Source organism: Cellulomonas sp. 73-92 (assembly GCF_001898175.1).
In the GTDB taxonomy this organism is placed as follows: domain Bacteria; phylum Actinomycetota; class Actinomycetes; order Actinomycetales; family Cellulomonadaceae; genus Cellulomonas.
In genome coordinates, this window is the sequence record NZ_MKTH01000013.1 from 437,051 (window position 1) to 453,230 (window position 16,180).

21 protein-coding genes are annotated in these 16,180 nt (G+C 74.1%); 9 read left to right on the forward strand and 12 right to left on the reverse strand.

Going from position 1 to position 16,180, the window contains the following annotated elements:
* Positions 1 to 704: DUF2993 domain-containing protein (locus tag BGO37_RS08655; protein WP_291753977.1), on the forward strand; the 704-nt coding region annotated here is incomplete at its 5' end.
* 25 nt (positions 705 to 729) lie between these two features.
* On the opposite strand, the gene BGO37_RS08660 is transcribed toward BGO37_RS08655, so the two are convergent.
* Positions 730 to 1,416, reverse strand: a complete 687-nt coding sequence (locus BGO37_RS08660; protein ID WP_291753980.1) for an HNH endonuclease family protein — start codon at positions 1,414 to 1,416, stop codon at positions 730 to 732.
* Positions 1,417 to 1,515: 99 nt separating this feature from the next.
* Complete coding sequence (locus BGO37_RS08665) at positions 1,516 to 1,929, reverse strand: nitroreductase family deazaflavin-dependent oxidoreductase (RefSeq protein WP_291753983.1); 414 nt, start codon at positions 1,927 to 1,929, stop codon at positions 1,516 to 1,518.
* A gap of 53 nt (positions 1,930 to 1,982) precedes the next feature.
* Here BGO37_RS08665 and BGO37_RS08670 point away from each other — a divergent pair, with 53 nt between their 5' ends.
* Positions 1,983 to 3,275 (forward strand): alpha/beta fold hydrolase, encoded by a 1,293-nt coding sequence (locus BGO37_RS08670; RefSeq protein WP_367188097.1) that lies wholly within the window; start codon positions 1,983 to 1,985, stop codon positions 3,273 to 3,275.
* 52 nt (positions 3,276 to 3,327) lie between these two features.
* Here BGO37_RS08670 and BGO37_RS08675 read toward each other — a convergent pair whose 3' ends face one another.
* The 5 genes from BGO37_RS08675 to nrdI form a co-directional block, all read right to left on the reverse strand.
* Positions 3,328 to 4,428, reverse strand: coding sequence for a hypothetical protein (locus BGO37_RS08675; RefSeq protein ID WP_291753986.1), 1,101 nt, complete (start codon positions 4,426 to 4,428; stop codon positions 3,328 to 3,330).
* On the reverse strand, positions 4,425 to 5,501 hold the full coding sequence (locus BGO37_RS08680) for a hypothetical protein (protein WP_291753989.1): 1,077 nt from the start codon (positions 5,499 to 5,501) through the stop codon (positions 4,425 to 4,427). Before BGO37_RS08680 ends, BGO37_RS08675 begins: the two co-directional genes overlap by 4 nt.
* Positions 5,498 to 6,379, reverse strand: a complete 882-nt coding sequence (locus BGO37_RS08685; protein ID WP_291753992.1) for an ABC transporter ATP-binding protein — start codon at positions 6,377 to 6,379, stop codon at positions 5,498 to 5,500. The genes BGO37_RS08680 and BGO37_RS08685 overlap by 4 nt, the downstream gene beginning before the upstream one ends.
* Complete coding sequence (locus tag BGO37_RS08690) at positions 6,376 to 6,780, reverse strand: GntR family transcriptional regulator (protein WP_291753995.1); 405 nt, start codon at positions 6,778 to 6,780, stop codon at positions 6,376 to 6,378. The genes BGO37_RS08685 and BGO37_RS08690 overlap by 4 nt, the downstream gene beginning before the upstream one ends.
* 164 nt (positions 6,781 to 6,944) lie before the next feature.
* Positions 6,945 to 7,397, reverse strand: coding sequence for a class Ib ribonucleoside-diphosphate reductase assembly flavoprotein NrdI (nrdI, locus tag BGO37_RS08695; protein ID WP_291753998.1), 453 nt, complete (start codon positions 7,395 to 7,397; stop codon positions 6,945 to 6,947).
* 140 nt (positions 7,398 to 7,537) lie between these two features.
* Here nrdI and BGO37_RS08700 point away from each other — a divergent pair, with 140 nt between their 5' ends.
* Together BGO37_RS08700 and BGO37_RS08705 are read left to right on the forward strand one after the other, a co-directional pair.
* On the forward strand, positions 7,538 to 8,038 hold the full coding sequence (locus tag BGO37_RS08700) for a hypothetical protein (protein ID WP_291754001.1): 501 nt from the start codon (positions 7,538 to 7,540) through the stop codon (positions 8,036 to 8,038).
* Between the two features lie 75 nt (positions 8,039 to 8,113).
* On the forward strand, positions 8,114 to 8,533 hold the full coding sequence (locus BGO37_RS08705; protein WP_291754004.1) for a TIGR03667 family PPOX class F420-dependent oxidoreductase: 420 nt from the start codon (positions 8,114 to 8,116) through the stop codon (positions 8,531 to 8,533).
* Here BGO37_RS08705 and BGO37_RS08710 read toward each other — a convergent pair.
* The gene (locus BGO37_RS08710) at positions 8,530 to 9,048 is read right to left on the reverse strand and encodes a GyrI-like domain-containing protein (protein ID WP_291754007.1); all 519 of its coding nucleotides are present in this window, start codon (positions 9,046 to 9,048) and stop codon (positions 8,530 to 8,532) included. The genes BGO37_RS08705 and BGO37_RS08710 overlap by 4 nt on opposite strands.
* A 12-nt stretch (positions 9,049 to 9,060) precedes the next feature.
* Positions 9,061 to 9,546: a flavodoxin domain-containing protein gene (locus BGO37_RS08715; protein WP_291754010.1), complete on the reverse strand. Its 486-nt coding sequence runs from the start codon at positions 9,544 to 9,546 to the stop codon at positions 9,061 to 9,063.
* Positions 9,547 to 9,774: 228 nt separating this feature from the next.
* Here BGO37_RS08715 and BGO37_RS08720 point away from each other — a divergent pair, with 228 nt between their 5' ends.
* Both BGO37_RS08720 and BGO37_RS08725 read left to right on the forward strand, forming a co-directional pair.
* On the forward strand, positions 9,775 to 9,981 hold the full coding sequence (locus BGO37_RS08720) for a hypothetical protein (RefSeq protein WP_291754016.1): 207 nt from the start codon (positions 9,775 to 9,777) through the stop codon (positions 9,979 to 9,981).
* A gap of 153 nt (positions 9,982 to 10,134) precedes the next feature.
* Complete coding sequence (locus tag BGO37_RS08725) at positions 10,135 to 11,571, forward strand: NAD(P)/FAD-dependent oxidoreductase (protein WP_291754018.1); 1,437 nt, start codon at positions 10,135 to 10,137, stop codon at positions 11,569 to 11,571.
* Positions 11,572 to 11,625: 54 nt separating this feature from the next.
* Here the strand turns inward: BGO37_RS08725 and BGO37_RS08730 are convergent, their stop codons facing one another.
* The 3 genes from BGO37_RS08730 to BGO37_RS08740 form a co-directional block, all read right to left on the reverse strand.
* Positions 11,626 to 12,648 carry a glycine betaine ABC transporter substrate-binding protein gene (locus tag BGO37_RS08730; RefSeq protein WP_291754020.1) on the reverse strand — a complete coding sequence of 341 codons (1,023 nt, stop codon included), beginning with the start codon at positions 12,646 to 12,648 and terminating at the stop codon, positions 11,626 to 11,628.
* 150 nt (positions 12,649 to 12,798) lie between these two features.
* Positions 12,799 to 13,488 (reverse strand): ABC transporter permease, encoded by a 690-nt coding sequence (locus BGO37_RS08735; protein ID WP_291754022.1) that lies wholly within the window; start codon positions 13,486 to 13,488, stop codon positions 12,799 to 12,801.
* Positions 13,485 to 14,141, reverse strand: a complete 657-nt coding sequence (locus BGO37_RS08740; protein WP_291754025.1) for an ABC transporter permease — start codon at positions 14,139 to 14,141, stop codon at positions 13,485 to 13,487. The genes BGO37_RS08735 and BGO37_RS08740 overlap by 4 nt, the downstream gene beginning before the upstream one ends.
* A gap of 66 nt (positions 14,142 to 14,207) precedes the next feature.
* Between BGO37_RS08740 and BGO37_RS08745 the strand changes: the two genes are divergently transcribed.
* From BGO37_RS08745 to BGO37_RS08755, 3 genes are read left to right on the forward strand one after another with little or no spacing between them, the layout of a single operon-like run.
* Entirely contained in the window at positions 14,208 to 15,227 is a 1,020-nt protein-coding gene (locus tag BGO37_RS08745) for an ABC transporter ATP-binding protein (protein ID WP_291754567.1), read from the forward strand.
* A gap of 16 nt (positions 15,228 to 15,243) precedes the next feature.
* Positions 15,244 to 15,768 carry a DUF664 domain-containing protein gene (locus BGO37_RS08750; protein ID WP_291754027.1) on the forward strand — a complete coding sequence of 175 codons (525 nt, stop codon included), beginning with the start codon at positions 15,244 to 15,246 and terminating at the stop codon, positions 15,766 to 15,768.
* Positions 15,765 to 16,112: a DUF1801 domain-containing protein gene (locus tag BGO37_RS08755; RefSeq protein ID WP_291754030.1), complete on the forward strand. Its 348-nt coding sequence runs from the start codon at positions 15,765 to 15,767 to the stop codon at positions 16,110 to 16,112. The genes BGO37_RS08750 and BGO37_RS08755 overlap by 4 nt, the downstream gene beginning before the upstream one ends.
* Positions 16,113 to 16,180 lie beyond the last annotated feature (68 nt).

The window sequence follows — 16,180 nt, forward strand, 5'->3', positions numbered from 1 at the left end:
GCACGACGAGGGAGGAACGCATGGCGCGACGCGCGCTGATCGTGACGGGGGTCGTGGTGCTGGTCCTCGGCGCGGGCGTCGTCGGCGCCGACCAGGCGCTGCGCACGGTGGCCGAGCAGCGCGTCGCCGGCCCGGTCCGACAGGCGCTCGGCGCCGACGGCAGCGCGACGGTGCGCATCGCCGAGGACCGCCCGTTCCTGCTCCAGGTGGCACGTGGCCGCCTGGACCGCGTCACGGTCACGGCCGACCACCTCTCGCTCGACGGCACCGACGTGACGGATGCGCGGATGGACGCCGCCGGGGTCCCGATCCGCCCGCCGTACACCGCGCGGGACGTCACCGTCGTCGGCACGGTGCCCACCGCCGTCATCCAGCAGCGCCTCGCGGCCAAGGGGCTCGACGTCGCCGTCGCGGTGGCAGGGCAGGACCTCCAGGCGTCGGGGACGGTCATCGGCCTGCCGTGGACCGTGACGCTGGTGCCGCGGGCCGACGGCGACCGGGTGACGGCCGACGCCACGGCGGCCGAGATCGCCGGCGTCCAGGTGGGCGCCGACGCCCTGCCGGCGTCCGTGAAGGAAGCCATCGCCGGCATCGACGTGTCGGTCACCGGCCTGCCCCAGGGGCTGGCGGTCACCGGGACGCAGGTGGTCGCCACCGGGGTCCAGGTGACCTTGACCGGCCACGACGTGGTGCTGCCGGGCTAGTCCGGCCGCCGCGGCATCGGCCCGCTCAGCGCACGACGACGCAGCCACGCAGGGCACGGTCCGCCGCGGTGTGCTCGTCGGGCGTCAGCCACAGGCCGTAGGCGGCCTTGACCCGGAGCTGGCGCGCGACGTAGACGCAGGCGAACCCGGCCTGCGGCGGGAGCCAGCCGGCCGCGTCCGCCGCGCCCTTGTCCTGGTTGGCGTCGCCCGAGACGGCGATGAGGTTGGCGGGGTCGTTGGCGAATCCGAGCCGCCGCGCGGCGGGCCACGACCGGGCGCCGGTGCGCCAGGCGTCGTCGAGGGCGACGAGGTGGTCGATCTGCACGGCGGCGGACTCCGGTCCGCGCACGAACGCGATGACCGTTCCCGTGTACGGGTCATCGAGCGTGCCGGCGAGCACCAGGCACCCGCCCGGGTCCAGCCGGGCGTCGGCGAGGTCGCGCGCCAGCATGTCGTTGCGGGTGTCGCAGCCGTTGCCGTCGACGTCCGCCCACGCCTGGCCGAACCGCTCCCGGGCGTACCCGTCGTCGGGCTCCGCCGCGCGCACCGGGATCACGTCGAGCGCCGCCCGCGCCGCGGCCAGGTCGGCGGCGGAGATCGGGTAGCGCGCCGCGGTGCGCGCGGACGTCCACCACGGCAGGCCGAGCCCGGTGCCGAGGCCGACGACGAGCACGCCCACCCACACCGCGCGCGGCGCGTGCGACACCCGCATGCGCGCCATGGTGCGGTCGGGGCACGGACGTCCGGCGCGGCCTCGTCGTGCGCGGGAAGGCGCGCGGTGGTGGCCGGGCTGGGGTCGGCTCGCCGCCGGTCAGGCCGGGTCGAGCACGAACACCGGGATCAGGCGCTCCGTGCGCGTCTGGTAGGCCGCGTAGTCCGGCCAGGCCTCGACCGCGCGGGCCCACCACTCCTCGCGCTCCGCGCCGGACGCCTCGTGGGCGACGTAGTCGCGCTTCGTCGGGCCGTCCTGCAGCTGTACGCGCGGGTGCGCGACGAGGTTGTGGTACCAGACCGGGTGCCGTGGGGCGCCTCCCTTCGAGGCGACGACGGCGTACGAGCCGTCGTGCTCGACCCGCATCACGGGCACCAGCCGGGGGGCGCCGCTCTTCGCGCCGGTCGTCGTCACCACGACGATCGGCTTGCCGCGCAGCGTGCTGCCCTCCGCGCCGTTGGTCCGCTCGAAGAGTGCTGCCTGGTCGTCGGCCCAGGCGTGGGGGTTGCTCATGCCCGGGCCAACACGAGCGGGCGGCCTCGTCTTCCCCGGGTACGGTTCGGGGCGTGGCCCCCTACGCGATGACCGGCTTCGTCGTCACCGACCACGTGGTCCAGGTGCCCGTCGACTGGGCGGACCCGGCGCGGTTCGGGTCGATCGAGGTGTTCGCCCGCGAGATCGTCGACCCGGCGAGGGCGGCCGACGACCTGCCGTTGCTCCTGTTCCTCCAGGGCGGCCCCGGCGGCATGGGGCCGCGGCCGATGCCGGGCTCCGGGTGGTGGAGCACCGCGCTGAAGGCCCACCGCGTGGTGCTGCTGGACCAGCGCGGCACCGGGCGCTCGTCCCGGATCGACGGGCGCGCCATCACCCGGTTCCCTGACGGGCGGACCGCCGCCGAGTACCTGGCGTGCTTCCGCCAGGACGCGATCGTCGAGGACGCGGAGCACCTGCGCACGACGATCTACGGCGGCCGCCGGTGGGCGACGCTCGGGCAGTCGTACGGCGGGTTCCTCACGCTGCGCTACCTGTCGACCCACCCGCAGGCGCTGACCGCCTGCTACGTCACGGGCGGCCTCATCGGGATCGACGCCACCGCCGAGGACGTGTACTCCCGCACTTTTCCCCGCCAGCTGGCGCGCGACGAGCAGTTCGCCCGGGCGTTCCCGGACGACGTCGACGTGCTGCACGCCGTCGCGGACCAGTGCGCCGCGGGGTCGGTCGTGCTCTCCGACGGCACCCCGCTGACCGTCGAGCGCCTCCAGGCGCTCGGCGCGCCGTTCGGCATGTCGACCGGGCTCGACGACCTGCACTGGCTCCTCGACACCGCGCTCGACGCCGACGGCCGGGTGGCGCAGGCCTTCGCCGACGAGGTCGGCCACCGCACCGCGTGGGACACCAACCCGTTGTACGCGGTGCTGCAGGAGGCGATCTACCACCAGGGCGCGCGGGCGGGCGGCTGGGCCGCAGCGGCCGAGCTGGCCCGCCGGCCGGCGTTCGCGGCCTCGGCGCGACCGCTCCGACTGACCGGCGAGGCCTTCTTCCCCTGGGCGTACGAGCAGGTCGGGGCGCTGCGGCCGTTCCGCGCCGCCGCCGAGGAGGTGGCCGCGCGAACCGAGTGGCCCGTCCTCTACGACGCCGCGCGCCTGGCCGCCAACGAGGTGCCGGTGGCCGCGGTGCAGTACTACGACGACCCGTACGTCGACCTCGACCTCGCGCTGGACACCGCGGACCGCGTCGGCAACGCCCAGGTGTGGGTGACGAACGAGTACCTGCACGACGGGCTGCGCGTGCACGGCGACGAGATCCTGCCGAGGCTCGTCGACCTCGCCGCGGGCCGCTGGACCGTCACCGGCCGCTGACGGCGGGACGCCCGGCCACCCATCGGTGACCGGGCGTCGCGCACCGGGCACGTCAGGTCGACGTGTGGGCACCGTCCGGTTCTGACGCGACGGCCGCGCCGTCGCTGGCCGGGGCTCCCGATCCGGGCACCCGGTGCGCCAGGACGGGCGTGGCGGTCGTCGTCCGGCTCGTCGGCGGCCGGACCGCTGCCGGCCGCGGCGCGCGCCCGGGCAGCCGGTGACCGGTGAGCCACCAGTAGCTGAAACCGATGAGCAGCAGCCCGAGCAGGGTGAAGATCCCGAACTCGGTCCACTGGAACGGCCAGTACCGGTTCCCCGGCTGGTAGACGAGGTGCTGGGTGATGCCGTCGAGGCACGAGTTCGTGGCTGAGCACGGCGCGTCGGGGCCGCCGACGATCCCGGCGGGGCGCCCGGAGGCGTCGACGAAGTGCAGCGAGACGACCCACGACCCCGGCGGCAGGTTGTTGCCGATCTTCACGGCGACGTCGCTGCCACCGTTGGTGACCGCTCCGACCTGCGTCAACGGGGTGGCGTAGTGCGCCCGCAGGAACATCTGGAACACCATCCGGACGACGACGAAGACGCCGAGGGTCGTCGCCATCGCCGGGAGCACCTTGCGGATGACGACGCCGGCGGCCAGGCCGAGGGCGAACGCGAAGACGGCGTACCCGATGGGGGCGACGTCCCGGATCCCGAAGGTCGAGTCGATGAACTTGTCGTGGGTGAGGCTGTCGGACGGGCCGAACCACCACGTCGTCATCCAGGAGAGCAGGCCGATCGCCAGGACGGACGTGGTGCCGACGACGGCGACCTTGACCGTCAGCCAGCGGACCCGGCTGACGGACTGCGTCCAGGCCAGCCGGTAGGTGCCGGCGTCGAACTCGCGCGCGACGAGGGGCGCCGCGCTGAACATCCCGAGGACCGCCGGCAGGACGAGGAGCGCGCCGCCGAGCAGGATCTGCAGCCACCCGAAGCGGCCCATGTACTGCTGGGCCGGTGCGCCGTTCCCGAGGCAGGTGGCGGATGTCGCGCAGGTCGTCACCCAGTGCCGGGCCCCGATCCCCGTGATGACGGTCGGGATCGCCAGGAGCAACAGGCCGCCGAAGATGACGATCGCCTGCGTGCGGAACTGCCGCCAGGTCAGCCAGGTCATCGGTCCACCCCCGTCAGTCGCGGCTCGTCGCTGCCGGCCGGAACCCGTCCGTCGACGTGCCCGTCGCGGGCCGTCCGCTCGTCGGGCACCCGCGGTGCGGCGTGCGGCGCCGCGACCCGGGCGACGGGCGCCCCGCGGCCGGGGAGCCGGTGGCCGTTGATCCACCAGAAGCAGAACCCGATGAGGAGCAGCGCGAGCACGACGAAGAGCCCGGTCTCGGTCCACTGGAACGGCCAGTAGCGGGTCCACGGCTGGTACTGGACGCGCTGCGTGTAGCCGTTGAGGCAGGTGTTGGTCGCGACGCACGCGTCCCCCGGGCCGAAGCGCAGCACCTGGACCGGATGCCCGGACGGATCGAAGATCTGGCCGTCGGCGACCCAGGACCCCGCGGGGATCGCCCCGTCCTTGACCGAACCACCCGGACCGGGGTGGAACGCGCCCGCGTAGAAGAGCGGCGTCGCGAAGCGTGGCCGCACCAGCAGCTGGACCACCATGCGGGCGGCGACGAAGGTCACGAGCGTCGTCGCCATCGCCGGGAGCACCCGTCCCATGAGGAGGCCGGCCGTCACGCCCACCGCGAAGGCGAACGCGGCGTACCCCAGCGGGACCACGTCGCGGATGCTGAAGATCGAGTCCACGAACTTGTCCATCTGCCAGGAGTCGTCCGGGCCGAACCACCACGTCGTCATCCAGGAGGTCAGGCCGGACGCCAGCACGGACACCACGCCGACGACGAGCACCTTGACCGCGAGCCACCGCGAGCGCGAGACCGCCTGGGTCCACACCATCCGGTGGGTGCCGGTCTCGAGCTCACGGGCGATCAGGGGCGCGCCGAGGAACATCCCCGTGATCACCGGCATCGCCAGCGCCGCGCCGCGGAGGAGGAGCTCCACCCATGTGAAGCCCGAGGTGGTGATCCCGACGAGCTGGCTGCAGTCGACGGTCGCGGCGCAGCCTTCCGCCACGTGCCGGATCTGCAGCCCGGTGACGACCGTCGCGGCGGCCAGCAGCGCGAGACCCCCGAAGATCACCAAGGCCTGCGTGCGAACCTGGCGCCAGGCGACCCAGGTCATCGCTCGGTCCCCGTCAGGCGCAAGGTCCCCTCACCCGTGCTCATGTACGCCAGCACGAGGTCCTCGAGGCCGACCTGGTCGACCGTCCAGGACGGGTCGAGGATCGGCTGGTCGGTGCGGACCAGCAGGGTGGACTGCCGCGGCGTGTGGCTCGCGTGGATGACCTCCCAGTCGCGGGGCAGCCGATCCATGTCGTGGAACGGCCCGCTGAGCAGGTGGTGCGTGGCGAGCAGCTCCTCCACGTCGCCGGCGACCCGCACCCGGGAGTCGACGAGCACCACGAGGTAGTCGCACACGCGCTCCAGGTCCGCGACCAGGTGCGAGGACAGCACCACGCTGACGTCCTGGTCGGCCACGATCTCCATCAGCCCCTGGAGGAACTCGCGCCGCGCCAGCGGGTCGAGGCTCGCCACCGGCTCGTCGAGCACCAGCAGCTCCGGCCGCTTGGCCACCGCGACGGTGAGCGCGAGCTGTGCCTGCTGGCCGCCGGAGAGCTTGCCGCCCTTCTGCGCCGGGTCGAGCCGCAGCCGTGCCACGCGCTCGTCGGCGAGCCCCTGGTCCCACGTGGGGTTGAGGTGCCGGCCGAGCCGCAGGTGGTCGGCCACGGAAAGGCCCGCGTAGACCGGCGTGCCCTGGGCGACGAACCCGACGCCGGCGAGCGCCGCACCGGCCTTGGGCGTGCGCCCGAGGACGTCGAGGCGGCCCTCGGTCGGCGGCAGCAGGCCGACGGCCATGTTGAGCAGCGTCGACTTGCCGGCACCGTTGGGCCCGACGAGCCCGACGACCCGCCCGGCGGGGATGCTCAGGTCGCAGTCGGTGAGCGCCCACCGGCGCCCGTATCGCTTGCTGAGGCCCTCGGCCTCGAGAACCGCGTTCATGCCACTCCCTGCGTCATGTCGTCCTGGAGAGCGTCGCGAAACAACGCTTCGATGCTCTCGTCGTCCAGCCCGGCCGACCGGGCCTTGTCGAGCCACTCCACGAGGTCGCGGCGGAGCGGGCCGTGGGCGGCGATGGTCTCGTCGTGCACCTGCGCGGTGACGAAGGTGCCGACGCCCGGGCGTGCCGAGACCAGCCCGGCGTGCTCCAGCTCCTTGTAGGCCTTGAGCACGGTGTTGGGGTTGATGGCCAGCTGCCCCACGGCCTCCTTGACCGTCGGCAGCTGGTCCCCCTCGCGGAGCATGCCGAGCCGCACCGCGCGCCTTACCTGGTCGACGATCTGGCGGTAGGGCGAGACCCCGGACCTGGCGTCGAGATGGAACTCGATCACCGTTTCCCCCATTCATCTAGGTAACTAGATAAACCGAGGAGATGGTAGGCACGGGTACCGGGGAGCGCGCAAGGGGTTCGACGAAGCCTGGACGGCGGAGATGCCGCGGCTGTGCAGGATGCCGCGGCGGTGCGGTCGGGTGGACGGCGAGACGGAGACCCCTCGGGGGCCGCTCGTCAGCCGTTCGTGGACGACGACGGCGCGCGCTCGTCGTGCGCGGCCGCCAGGGCCTCGTCGAGCTCCTCGAGGATCCGGCGACACTCCTCGACGTCCCACGGCGTCCCGGCGAGCTCGAACTCGAAGAGGATCGGCCGGTGCGAGCGCTCCGCGACGAGGCGCGCGGCCATCTGGTAGTACCGCCCGAAGTTGCGGTTCCCGGAGCCCATCACGCCCACCATCAGCCGGCGGTTGTGCTCCGAGCGCAGGAACCGGCGCACCCCCTCGGGGATGGTGTCGTTCGACTCGTTGCCGGTCTTGTAGCTCGGGGTGAGCAGCACCCACGGGCCGTCGGCCTCGGACTGCCGGTGCTCCCGCTCGGCGAGGTTGAACACGGGCCGGCCGAGCCGCTCCGCGAAGGAGCGCACCAGCCCGGACGCCGACGAGTAGTAGTACACGGGGGTCTGCCTCACCACGGGCGCCATCCTTCCGCCTGCGCGGGTGCCGATCGCCGTTCTCGCACTTTCCTGAAGGCTGCGTCGTCATCCGCAACCGAAAGCTCAGGAAACTGCGGAGAGGGGTGGGGGTGGGGCGCGACCGTAGGCTGCAGCGCATGGAGCTGACCGTCCCGCTGGGCGAGGCCGTCGCGGCGCTGCGCGCCACCGGCACGCTGCCGAAGGCCGTCACCAACGTCACCGGCCGCGGCTCGTCGGTGCTGGCCTCCGTGAACGTCCACGAGCTGCCCGACGTCGCGCCCGGCATCAAGACGGCGGCGCGGTTCGCCGGCCCGTTCGAGGCGCAGCTCGACGACCGCGGCGTCACGGGGCGGACCTGGCGGCTGGAGCTGCGGGTGGCGCACCCGGTGCTGCGGTTCGACCTGTCGGCCTTCGTGACGGGGGCGGTGCAGCAGCAGCTCGCCAAGGGCCCGGCCGACGTCGCGACGGCGCGGACCGAGGGGGGCGCGACCGTGGTGGAGGTCGACCTCGACCGGGCCGCCGGCCTGCTCCCGGGCCTGCTCCCGGGCCTGCTTCCAGCCGTGCAGCGGCTCCGGCCCAGCGTCGAGGACGTCTCGCTCGGTGAGCAGCTCCGCCTGGTCGTCGGCCTCGCCGGCTGAGGGCGACGGCACCGGCCGGCCGGCCGACGAGAGGCGCCCGGTGACGAAGGCGGCCGACGCCCCTACGGTGGGCGCATGGCGATCCCGGACACGCCCTTCGGAGCCCGCGTGCGCGAGCGGCTGCGCGACGACCGGTTCGTCTGGCTCACCACCGTCGGCGAGGACGGCACGCCGCAGCCGAACCCGGTCTGGTTCCTGTGGGACGGCGGCGACGAGGTGCTCGTCTACAACGACAACCGCGCGCGGCGCCTCGAACGCTTCGCGAACGGCTGCCGGGTCTCGCTGGCGTTCCAGGCGGGGCCGGACGGCATGGACTTCGCCGTGCTGACCGGCACGGCGCGGCTGGCGACGGGCGCGCCGGCGCCGCAGGAGAACGACGAGTACCTCGCCAAGTACTCCGCCGACATCGCCGCGCTCGACGACGAGGTCGGCGGCTTCGCGCAGCGCTACGACGTGCCGGTGCGGATCACGATCGAACGGGTCCGAGGGTTCTAGGCGCCGGCCGGCTCCAGGCACGGGATGTAGAAGTCGAGCACGACCTCCCCCTGGGTCCCGGGGTGCGCGTACCGGGCGTCGTTGTAGAGCTCGAGCGCCCAGCCGGCCGTGTCGTCGGCCGCCGCGCCCGCGTCCGACATCGCCTGCTCCGTCAGCTCCTGCGCCACGGGCACCAGCTCGTCGGGCTCGCCCTGGACCCAGCCGACCGCCGCGCTCGTCGGCCCGATCTCACGGACGTCGAAACCCTCCGGGACGGCGGCGTCGGCGGGCATCAGCACGCCGCAGAGGTAGACGAAGCTGCTGGTCTTGGCGTCGAAGTCGCCCATCCACCCGACCGGCGAGGGGTCGAACGTGTCGAGCGCCTCGAGCTCGTCGATGGTGCCGTCGCCGTGGCAGCGGGCCCACAGCTCCGGGACCGGGTCCTCCATCTCGTCGGCCATCCGCACGCGGACCGCGCGCCCGACGACCTTGAGCGCCGGCAGCGTCTGCACGTCGAACTTCACGAGCCTGGCCATGGTGCTCTCCTCTCAGGCGGCGAGCGCCGCGTCGACCTCGCGGGCCCAGCGCTGGATGTGCTCCGGGTCGCGCCAGTCACCGGCGTGGGTCTTGGCCATCGAGCTCGCGGGGAAGCCCTTGGCGTCGGGGGACAGGTAGCCGCCGAAGGCCTGCGTCCCGCGCGCACCGATCTTCTCGGCGAGGTCGAGCACCGAGGAACCGAGCTTGAAGGTGCCCTGCTCGGCCGTGTCGTCGAGCGGGCCGGAGCCGACGAGCCACACGGGCAGCGCCTTGAGGGCCGCGGCGTGGTGCTTGACGAAGGAGCGCGCGTCGCCGTGCCAGCGGCCCGAGTAGATGCCGCCCGCGACGATGACGGCGTCCGTCTCCGGGAGCGTGCCGACGGTGCGGGCGGGCACGACGGTCACGTCGTGGCCGAGCCCGCCGAGGGCGGATCCGATCATGTCCGCGAGGCCGGCCGTGCCGCCGCGCTTGGAACCGTGGACCACCAGGATGCGCATCAACTACCTCCGTGTGCCGAGCCCTGACCCCCCGAGCAAACTCCCTGGTCGCAGGCCGGTCAACGGACAGAAGTCCGGTGGCCGCGACCCTGGCAGACCGTTCGCCCATGTCACGGGCGTCCTGGGACTACGGTCCTTGCATCCGCCGATTGTCAGGCGTCATCATTGCCTTTGCCGGTGACCCCGGCTCGTGCGTACGACACCTCCCACAAGGATGGCGAAGAACCGATGACCGCGCTTCCCGTGCCGACCTTCCGCCGCGTCGGCGGCCGTCTCCGCAACGTCGCGGAGATCGTCTACTCCGCGCCGGCCCCCGCCGCCGGCCCCGGCCTCGGCGCGAAGGCGCGCCGCACCGCCTACGTCGTCGGCAGCGCGCTCGCCTGGGCGATCGCCACCTTCGTCGTGATCGGCGTGCTGGCCTCGATCTTCCGCTGATCCCCCTCGAACGCGCGGCCTGAGCCTGGCCGCGCTACCGACGCTCGCGCCCGGACCGTCAGCCGGGCGCGGGCGTCGTGCTGTGTCGCGGATGCGGGGACGCGCCGGCCTGCTGATGATGGCGGCGTCAGCACCCCGCCTCAGGAGGCCGCCATGCCGGATGCCCGCACCTTCGACGTCATCGTGCTCGGAGCGGGGGCGGTCGGCGAGAACGCCGCCGACCGGGCCGCCCGGACCGGGCTGAGCGTGGCGGTCGTCGAGCACGAACGCGTGGGTGGGGAGTGCTCGTACTGGGCGTGCATGCCGTCCAAGGCGCTGCTGCGACCGAACGCCGCGCTGACCGCGGCGCGCGCGGTGCCGGGGGTCGCGATCAGCGGCGGCCTGGACGTCGGCGCCGTGCTGGCGCGCCGCGACGAGATCGTCCACCACTGGGACGACGGCTCGCAGGTGAGCTGGCTGGAGGGCGCCGGGCTGACGCTCGTGCGCGGTGCCGGGCGGATCACGGGGCCGCGGACGGTGGCGGTCGAGGACGCCGACGTGGTGCTGACGGCGCGGCACGCCGTCGTCGTGTCGACCGGGAGCGAGCCGGTCCTGCCTTCCCTGCCCGGGCTGGACACCATCACGCCGTGGACCAGCCGCGAGGTCACGTCGATGCACGAGGTGCCGGGCTCGGTGGTCGTCGTCGGCGGCGGCGTGGTCGGCTGCGAGATGGCCACGGCGCTGGCCGACCTCGGCGCGACCGTCACGATGCTGGTCCGGGGCGACCGGCTGCTCGCGGGCATGGAGCCGTTCGCCGGCGAGGCCGTGGCGTCGTCGCTCGCCGCGATGGGGGTCGTGGTGCGCCTCGGCACGAGCGCCACGGCCGTCGCGGCGGACGGCGACGGCGTGCTGGTGACGATCGACGACGGCAGCACCGCGCGGGCCGACCGCCTGCTGCTCGCGACGGGGCGGCGCCCCCGGACGCGGGACCTCGGCCTCGAGACGATCGGGCTGACGCCCGGCGGTCCGGTGGCGGTCGACGACACGGGCCTGGCCACGGGCGTCGCGGGCGGCTGGCTCTACGCGACGGGCGACGTCACGGGCCGCACCAACACCACCCACCAGGGCAAGTACGACGCCCGCGCGACGGGCGACGCGATCGCGCACCGCTTCGGCGGGGGCCAGCACGGCTCGCTCGGCGCCACCGCGGTCGACTCCGCCGGTGACTGGTCGCGCTTCCGCGCCACGGCCGACCACGGTGCGGTGCCGCAGGTCGTGTTCACGCGCCCCGAGGTGGCCGCGGTCGGACTGACCGAGGCGGCCGCGCGGGCGAGGGGCCTGGACGTGCGCGTGGTGACGGTCGGCTTCGACTCGACGGCCGGCGCCGTGTTCTCGTCGGCGGATCCCGGTACGGCGTCCCTCGTCGTCGACGAGGGACGGGGCGTCATCGTCGGCGCGACCTTCGTCGGGCCCGAGGTGGCGGAGATGCTGCACGCGGCGACGATCGCCGTCGTCGGCGAGGTCCCGCTCACGCGCCTGTGGCACGCCGTGCCGGCGTACCCCACCCGCAGCGAGGTGTGGCTCCGGCTTCTCGAGGCCTACGGCCTCTGACGGCGCGGTGGTGCCGGGAGCGGCCGTCGGCGCGCTCCCGGCACCACCGGTCGGTCAGCTCGCCAGGCTGCTGTCGGAGGAGAAGACCAGGCCGAGCGCCACCTTGCCCTGCTGGAGGGCCGCCTTGGTCAGGGGGCCGCCGGCGTCCAGCGAGACGAAGCTGGAGATGTCCAGGCCGTAGGTCTGGGCGAGCCCGGGCTGGCAGAAGGGCCTCGTCGGGCACTCGGGCGGGCCGCCGAGCACGATCCCGCTGCAGGTCTTCGCCAGGTCGCTCAGCGTCGTCAGGTTGTGGGCCTTGGCGAACGCGGTGGTCACGGCGAACGCGTTCTGGTCCTGCGCCGCGGCGGGCTTGCCGAAGGTCAGCCCCACCTGCTGGCCCAGCCCCTGGAGCGCGGTCACCGTCGCCGTCAGGTCCGAGCTGGCCTTGGCGGCAGCGTTCGAGCCGTTGACCTTCTTGTTGAGGAACTCGGTCAGCGTGCCCGCGTACTCCGGCACGACGGTGAGGTCACCTCGCTCGAGCGCCGGCTCGTACGTCTCGCGGTTGCCGATCGTCTGGGTCGACGCGTCGAACCCGGCGGCCTTGAGGACGTCCGCGTAGATCTCGGCCAGCGTGGCGTTCTCGGAGAAGTTCGCCGCGCCGACCAGCACCTTCGCACCGTTGCCCACCTTCTGGGGCGAGCCGAGGTTCTGGGCGGCGACGAAGGCCGAGGCCGCCTGGCTCGACGTCTGGCGGTCGACGTCCACCGCCTTGTTGAGGGCGATGAGCTTCGGGGTGTCGAGCACCGCGGAGACGGTGTCGAGCACCGCGACGAGCTGGGGTGAGCTCGTCGCCGCCTTGGCGTTGACGGCGGGGATGACGTTGTCGACGGTCTGCAGGTGCTTGTCGTCCGTCAGGACGACGAGCTGGTTGCCCGCGACCGGGGCGCAGGCGGCCGCCGCGGCGGTGGTGGCCCCAGCGGTGGTCCCGCCGCCGGGGGTGGGTGCCCCGCCACCGCCGCCCGACGAGCCGGGCGTGCCGCACCCGGCGAGCACGAGGACGGAGGCGGCAAGGGCGACGAAGACGGGCTGGCGACGCATGGGACTCCTCGAGGGTCGGTTGGCCGTCGGTCACGCGAATGTCAACCGTAACCACGGCCTCCGACATCGGCTTCCCGAATGTCGTCACCATCTGCGACGGCGCCCGGGCCTCGTCGTGCGCGCCGGGGCCCCGCGGGCCGGCGGACGAGCTCAGCGCCCGACCGCCACGGCACGCATCGGCCGTGGGGTCAGCACCCGCTGGCCGAAGGCCAGCACGGCCTCCACGGCCAGGCACAGCGCGGCGACGAGGATGCCGCCAGCGACCACCTGGCCGTACCGCTGCGTGGCGAAGCCCGTGACGATGATGGTGCCCAGGCCGCCGCCGCCGACGAGCGCCGCGAGCGGCACCGTCGCCACGACCTGCACGGCCGCGGTGCGCAGGCCGGCCCCGATGAGCGGCAGCGCCAGCGGCAGCTCGACGGTGCCGAGCACGCGCGCCGCCGACATCCCCATCCCGCCGGCGGCGTCGCGCGCCGCCGGGTCCACCTCGCGCACGCCGGTGAACGCGTGCGACAAGATCGGCGGCATCGCGAACAGCGCCGCGGCCAGCACGGTCGGCCGGTTGCCGAACCCCAGCCCGGTCGTCGCGAAGATGAAGAGCAGGGCCAGCGTCGGCAGGGCGCGCGACGTGTTCGACGCCACGACGGTGAGCCCGCCGCCGCGGGGCCGGTGCCCGAGCCAGACCCCGAGCGGCAGGGCCACGACCGCCGCGATGAGGACCGCCGCGGCGGACATGCCGAGGTGCTCGACCGTCAGCGCCGGCACGCCGTGCGGGCCCTGCCAGTTGAGCGGGTCGTTGAGCCAGCGCAGCGTCTGGGCGAGCACGCCGTTGCCGTTCATCGCCGCCCCCGCGCCCACGGCGTCGCCAGCCGCCCCGCCAGCCAGAGCAGCACGTCCGCCACCAGGGCGACCGCCAGCGTCAGCACGGTGGCCGTGACGATCTCCGCCCGGTACAGGCTGGTGAACCCGCGGTACATCAGCTGGCCCAGGCCGCCGTAGCCGACGACCACCCCGATGGTCACGAGCGCGACCGTGCTCACTGTCGCCAGCCGCAGCCCGACGACGACCGACGGCAGGGCGTTGGGCAGCTGGACGGTGAAGAGGATCCGGCCCGGGCTCTGCCCCAGCCCGCGGGCCGCGTCCGTCACGGCCGGGTCCACGCCGCGCAGGCCGACGAGCACGTTGCGCACCAGCACCAGCAGCGCGTAGACGACGAGCCCGACGAGGACGGTGGTCCGCCGGTCGCGCAGCACCGGGTAGAGCACCGCGAACAGCGCCAGCGAGGGGACCGTGTAGAGCACCCCGGAGGTGCCGATGACCAGACCCGACAGCCGCGGGTGGCGGAACGCGACCAGCGCCAGCGGCAGCGCGACGAGCGCGGCGATGGCCACCGCCTCGACCGTCAGCAGCACGTGCTGGGTCAGGGCCGTGGTGATGTCGTCGCGGTTCGCCTGGACATAGGCCCACGAGAACCACGGGTTGGGGGCACCCACGAAGGCACGGTAACCGGGACGACCGACACATGTCGGACGGCGCGGGTAGCGTCGACGTCCGTGACCCTGGAGACCTTCGCGCGTCCCGGCACGACCGCGATCGAGTTCCGGGGTGCGCGCGCCGAGTACGGCGACGGCACGGTGGCCGTCGAGCACCTCGACCTCGCCGTGCGCGAGCACGAGCTGCTCGTCCTCGTCGGCCCCTCCGGCTGCGGCAAGTCGACCACCCTGCGGATGGTGAACAGGCTGGTCCCCCTCGCGGCAGGGCAGGTGCTCGTCGGCGGCCAGGACGTCGCGGTGGGCGACCCGGTGGCGCTGCGGCGGCGCATCGGGTACGTCATCCAGAACGTCGGGCTGTTCCCGCACCGCACGGTCGCCGCGAACGTCGGCACCGTGCCGACGCTCCTCGGCTGGAACCGGGACCGCGTGCGCGCGCGCACGAACGAGATGCTCGACCTCGTCGGGCTGCCGCCGGCGACGTACGGCCGGCGCTACCCGCACCAGCTGTCGGGCGGGGAGCAGCAGCGGGTCGGGGTGGCCCGGGCGCTGGCGGCCGACCCGCCGGTGCTGCTCATGGACGAGCCGTTCGGCGCGGTCGACCCGATCGGCCGGCGCCGGCTGCAGGAGGAGTTCTGGCGCATCCAGCGCGCCGTGGGCACCACGGTGATCTTCGTGACGCACGACGTCGACGAGGCGGTGCGGCTGGGTGACCGGATCGTCGTCATGAGCGCCCCCGGCCACCCCGAGCAGGTCGCCGACGCCGTCACGCTGCTGGCGCGCCCGGCCCCGGGGATGGTGACCGACTTCGTCGGCGCCGGCCGGACCGCCCGGCTGCTGCCGATCACCGAGATCGAGCCGACCGACCTCGAGCCCGCGGCCGGCGCCTCGGACGGGCCGGTGCTCCACCTGGGCGACCGCCTCGACGCCGCGCTGGCGGCGCTCGTCGCGCGCGACGCGGTGGACGTGAGCGACGGCGAGCGGGTCGTCGGGCGGCTGACGGCCGAGGGTGTGCTGCACGCGCTGCGGCGCGTCGTCGAGCAGGCGCCCGACGACGAGCAGGAGACCGCCGGCGCCGCCGGCATCTGACAGGGAGAGGACGACGATGCAGGTCGCAGACGTGCTCATCGACGCGTTCGGCCGGATCCACGAGGAGGTCGAGGGCGTCCTCGACGGGCTCGACGACGCGACGCTGGGCGCCCGGCTCGATCCCGACGCCAACTCGATCGCGTGGCTCGTGTGGCACCTGACGCGGGTGCAGGACGACCACGTCGCCAAGGCTTTCGGCGTCGAGCAGGTGTGGCTCACCGCGGGCTGGGCGGAGCGGTTCGCGCTGCCCTTCCCGGCGACCGACCACGGCTACGGTCACACCTCGGCGAAGGTGGCGGCGCTCTCGGGCGCGAGCAAGGAGCTGCTGCTGGGGTACCACGAGGCCACCTGGCGGCGCACGGTCGAGCTGCTGCGGGGCGTGACGCCGGAGGACCTCGACCGCGTCGTCGACACGCGCTGGACGCCGGCGGTGACGCTCGGCGTGCGGCTGGTGAGCGTCGTGGCGGACGACCTGCAGCACGTCGGCCAGGCGGCGTTCGCCCGCGGGTCGCTCGAGCGCCTCGCCCCGGCGGAACGGTGACGTCCCCGGCCCCGCCGGCCACCGTCGAGGAGTACCTCTCGGGGTTCGGCGAGCCCGCCCAGGCCGTGCTCCGGGGGCTGCGGGCGGCGATCCTGCGCGGCGCTCCTGGTGCGCAGGAGGCCATCCGCTACCAGATGGCGGCGTTCCGGCTCGGGGGCACGTGGCTCAACCTCGGCGGCTGGGCGGCGCACGCGGGCCTGTACCCGGTGCACGTGGTCGACGAGCTCGAGGCCGAGCTGGCGCCGTACCGGACCACCGGCTCGACCGTGCGCCTGCCGTACGCCGGCCCGGTCCCGTACGACCTGGTGGAGCGGCTCGCCCGGCGCATCGCGGCGTCCGCGTAGCCACCGGCCCGACGCGCGGCGCGGGCCAGGTGGTGGGGGGAACATGTGGGCCGTACGGCGAGCCGGAT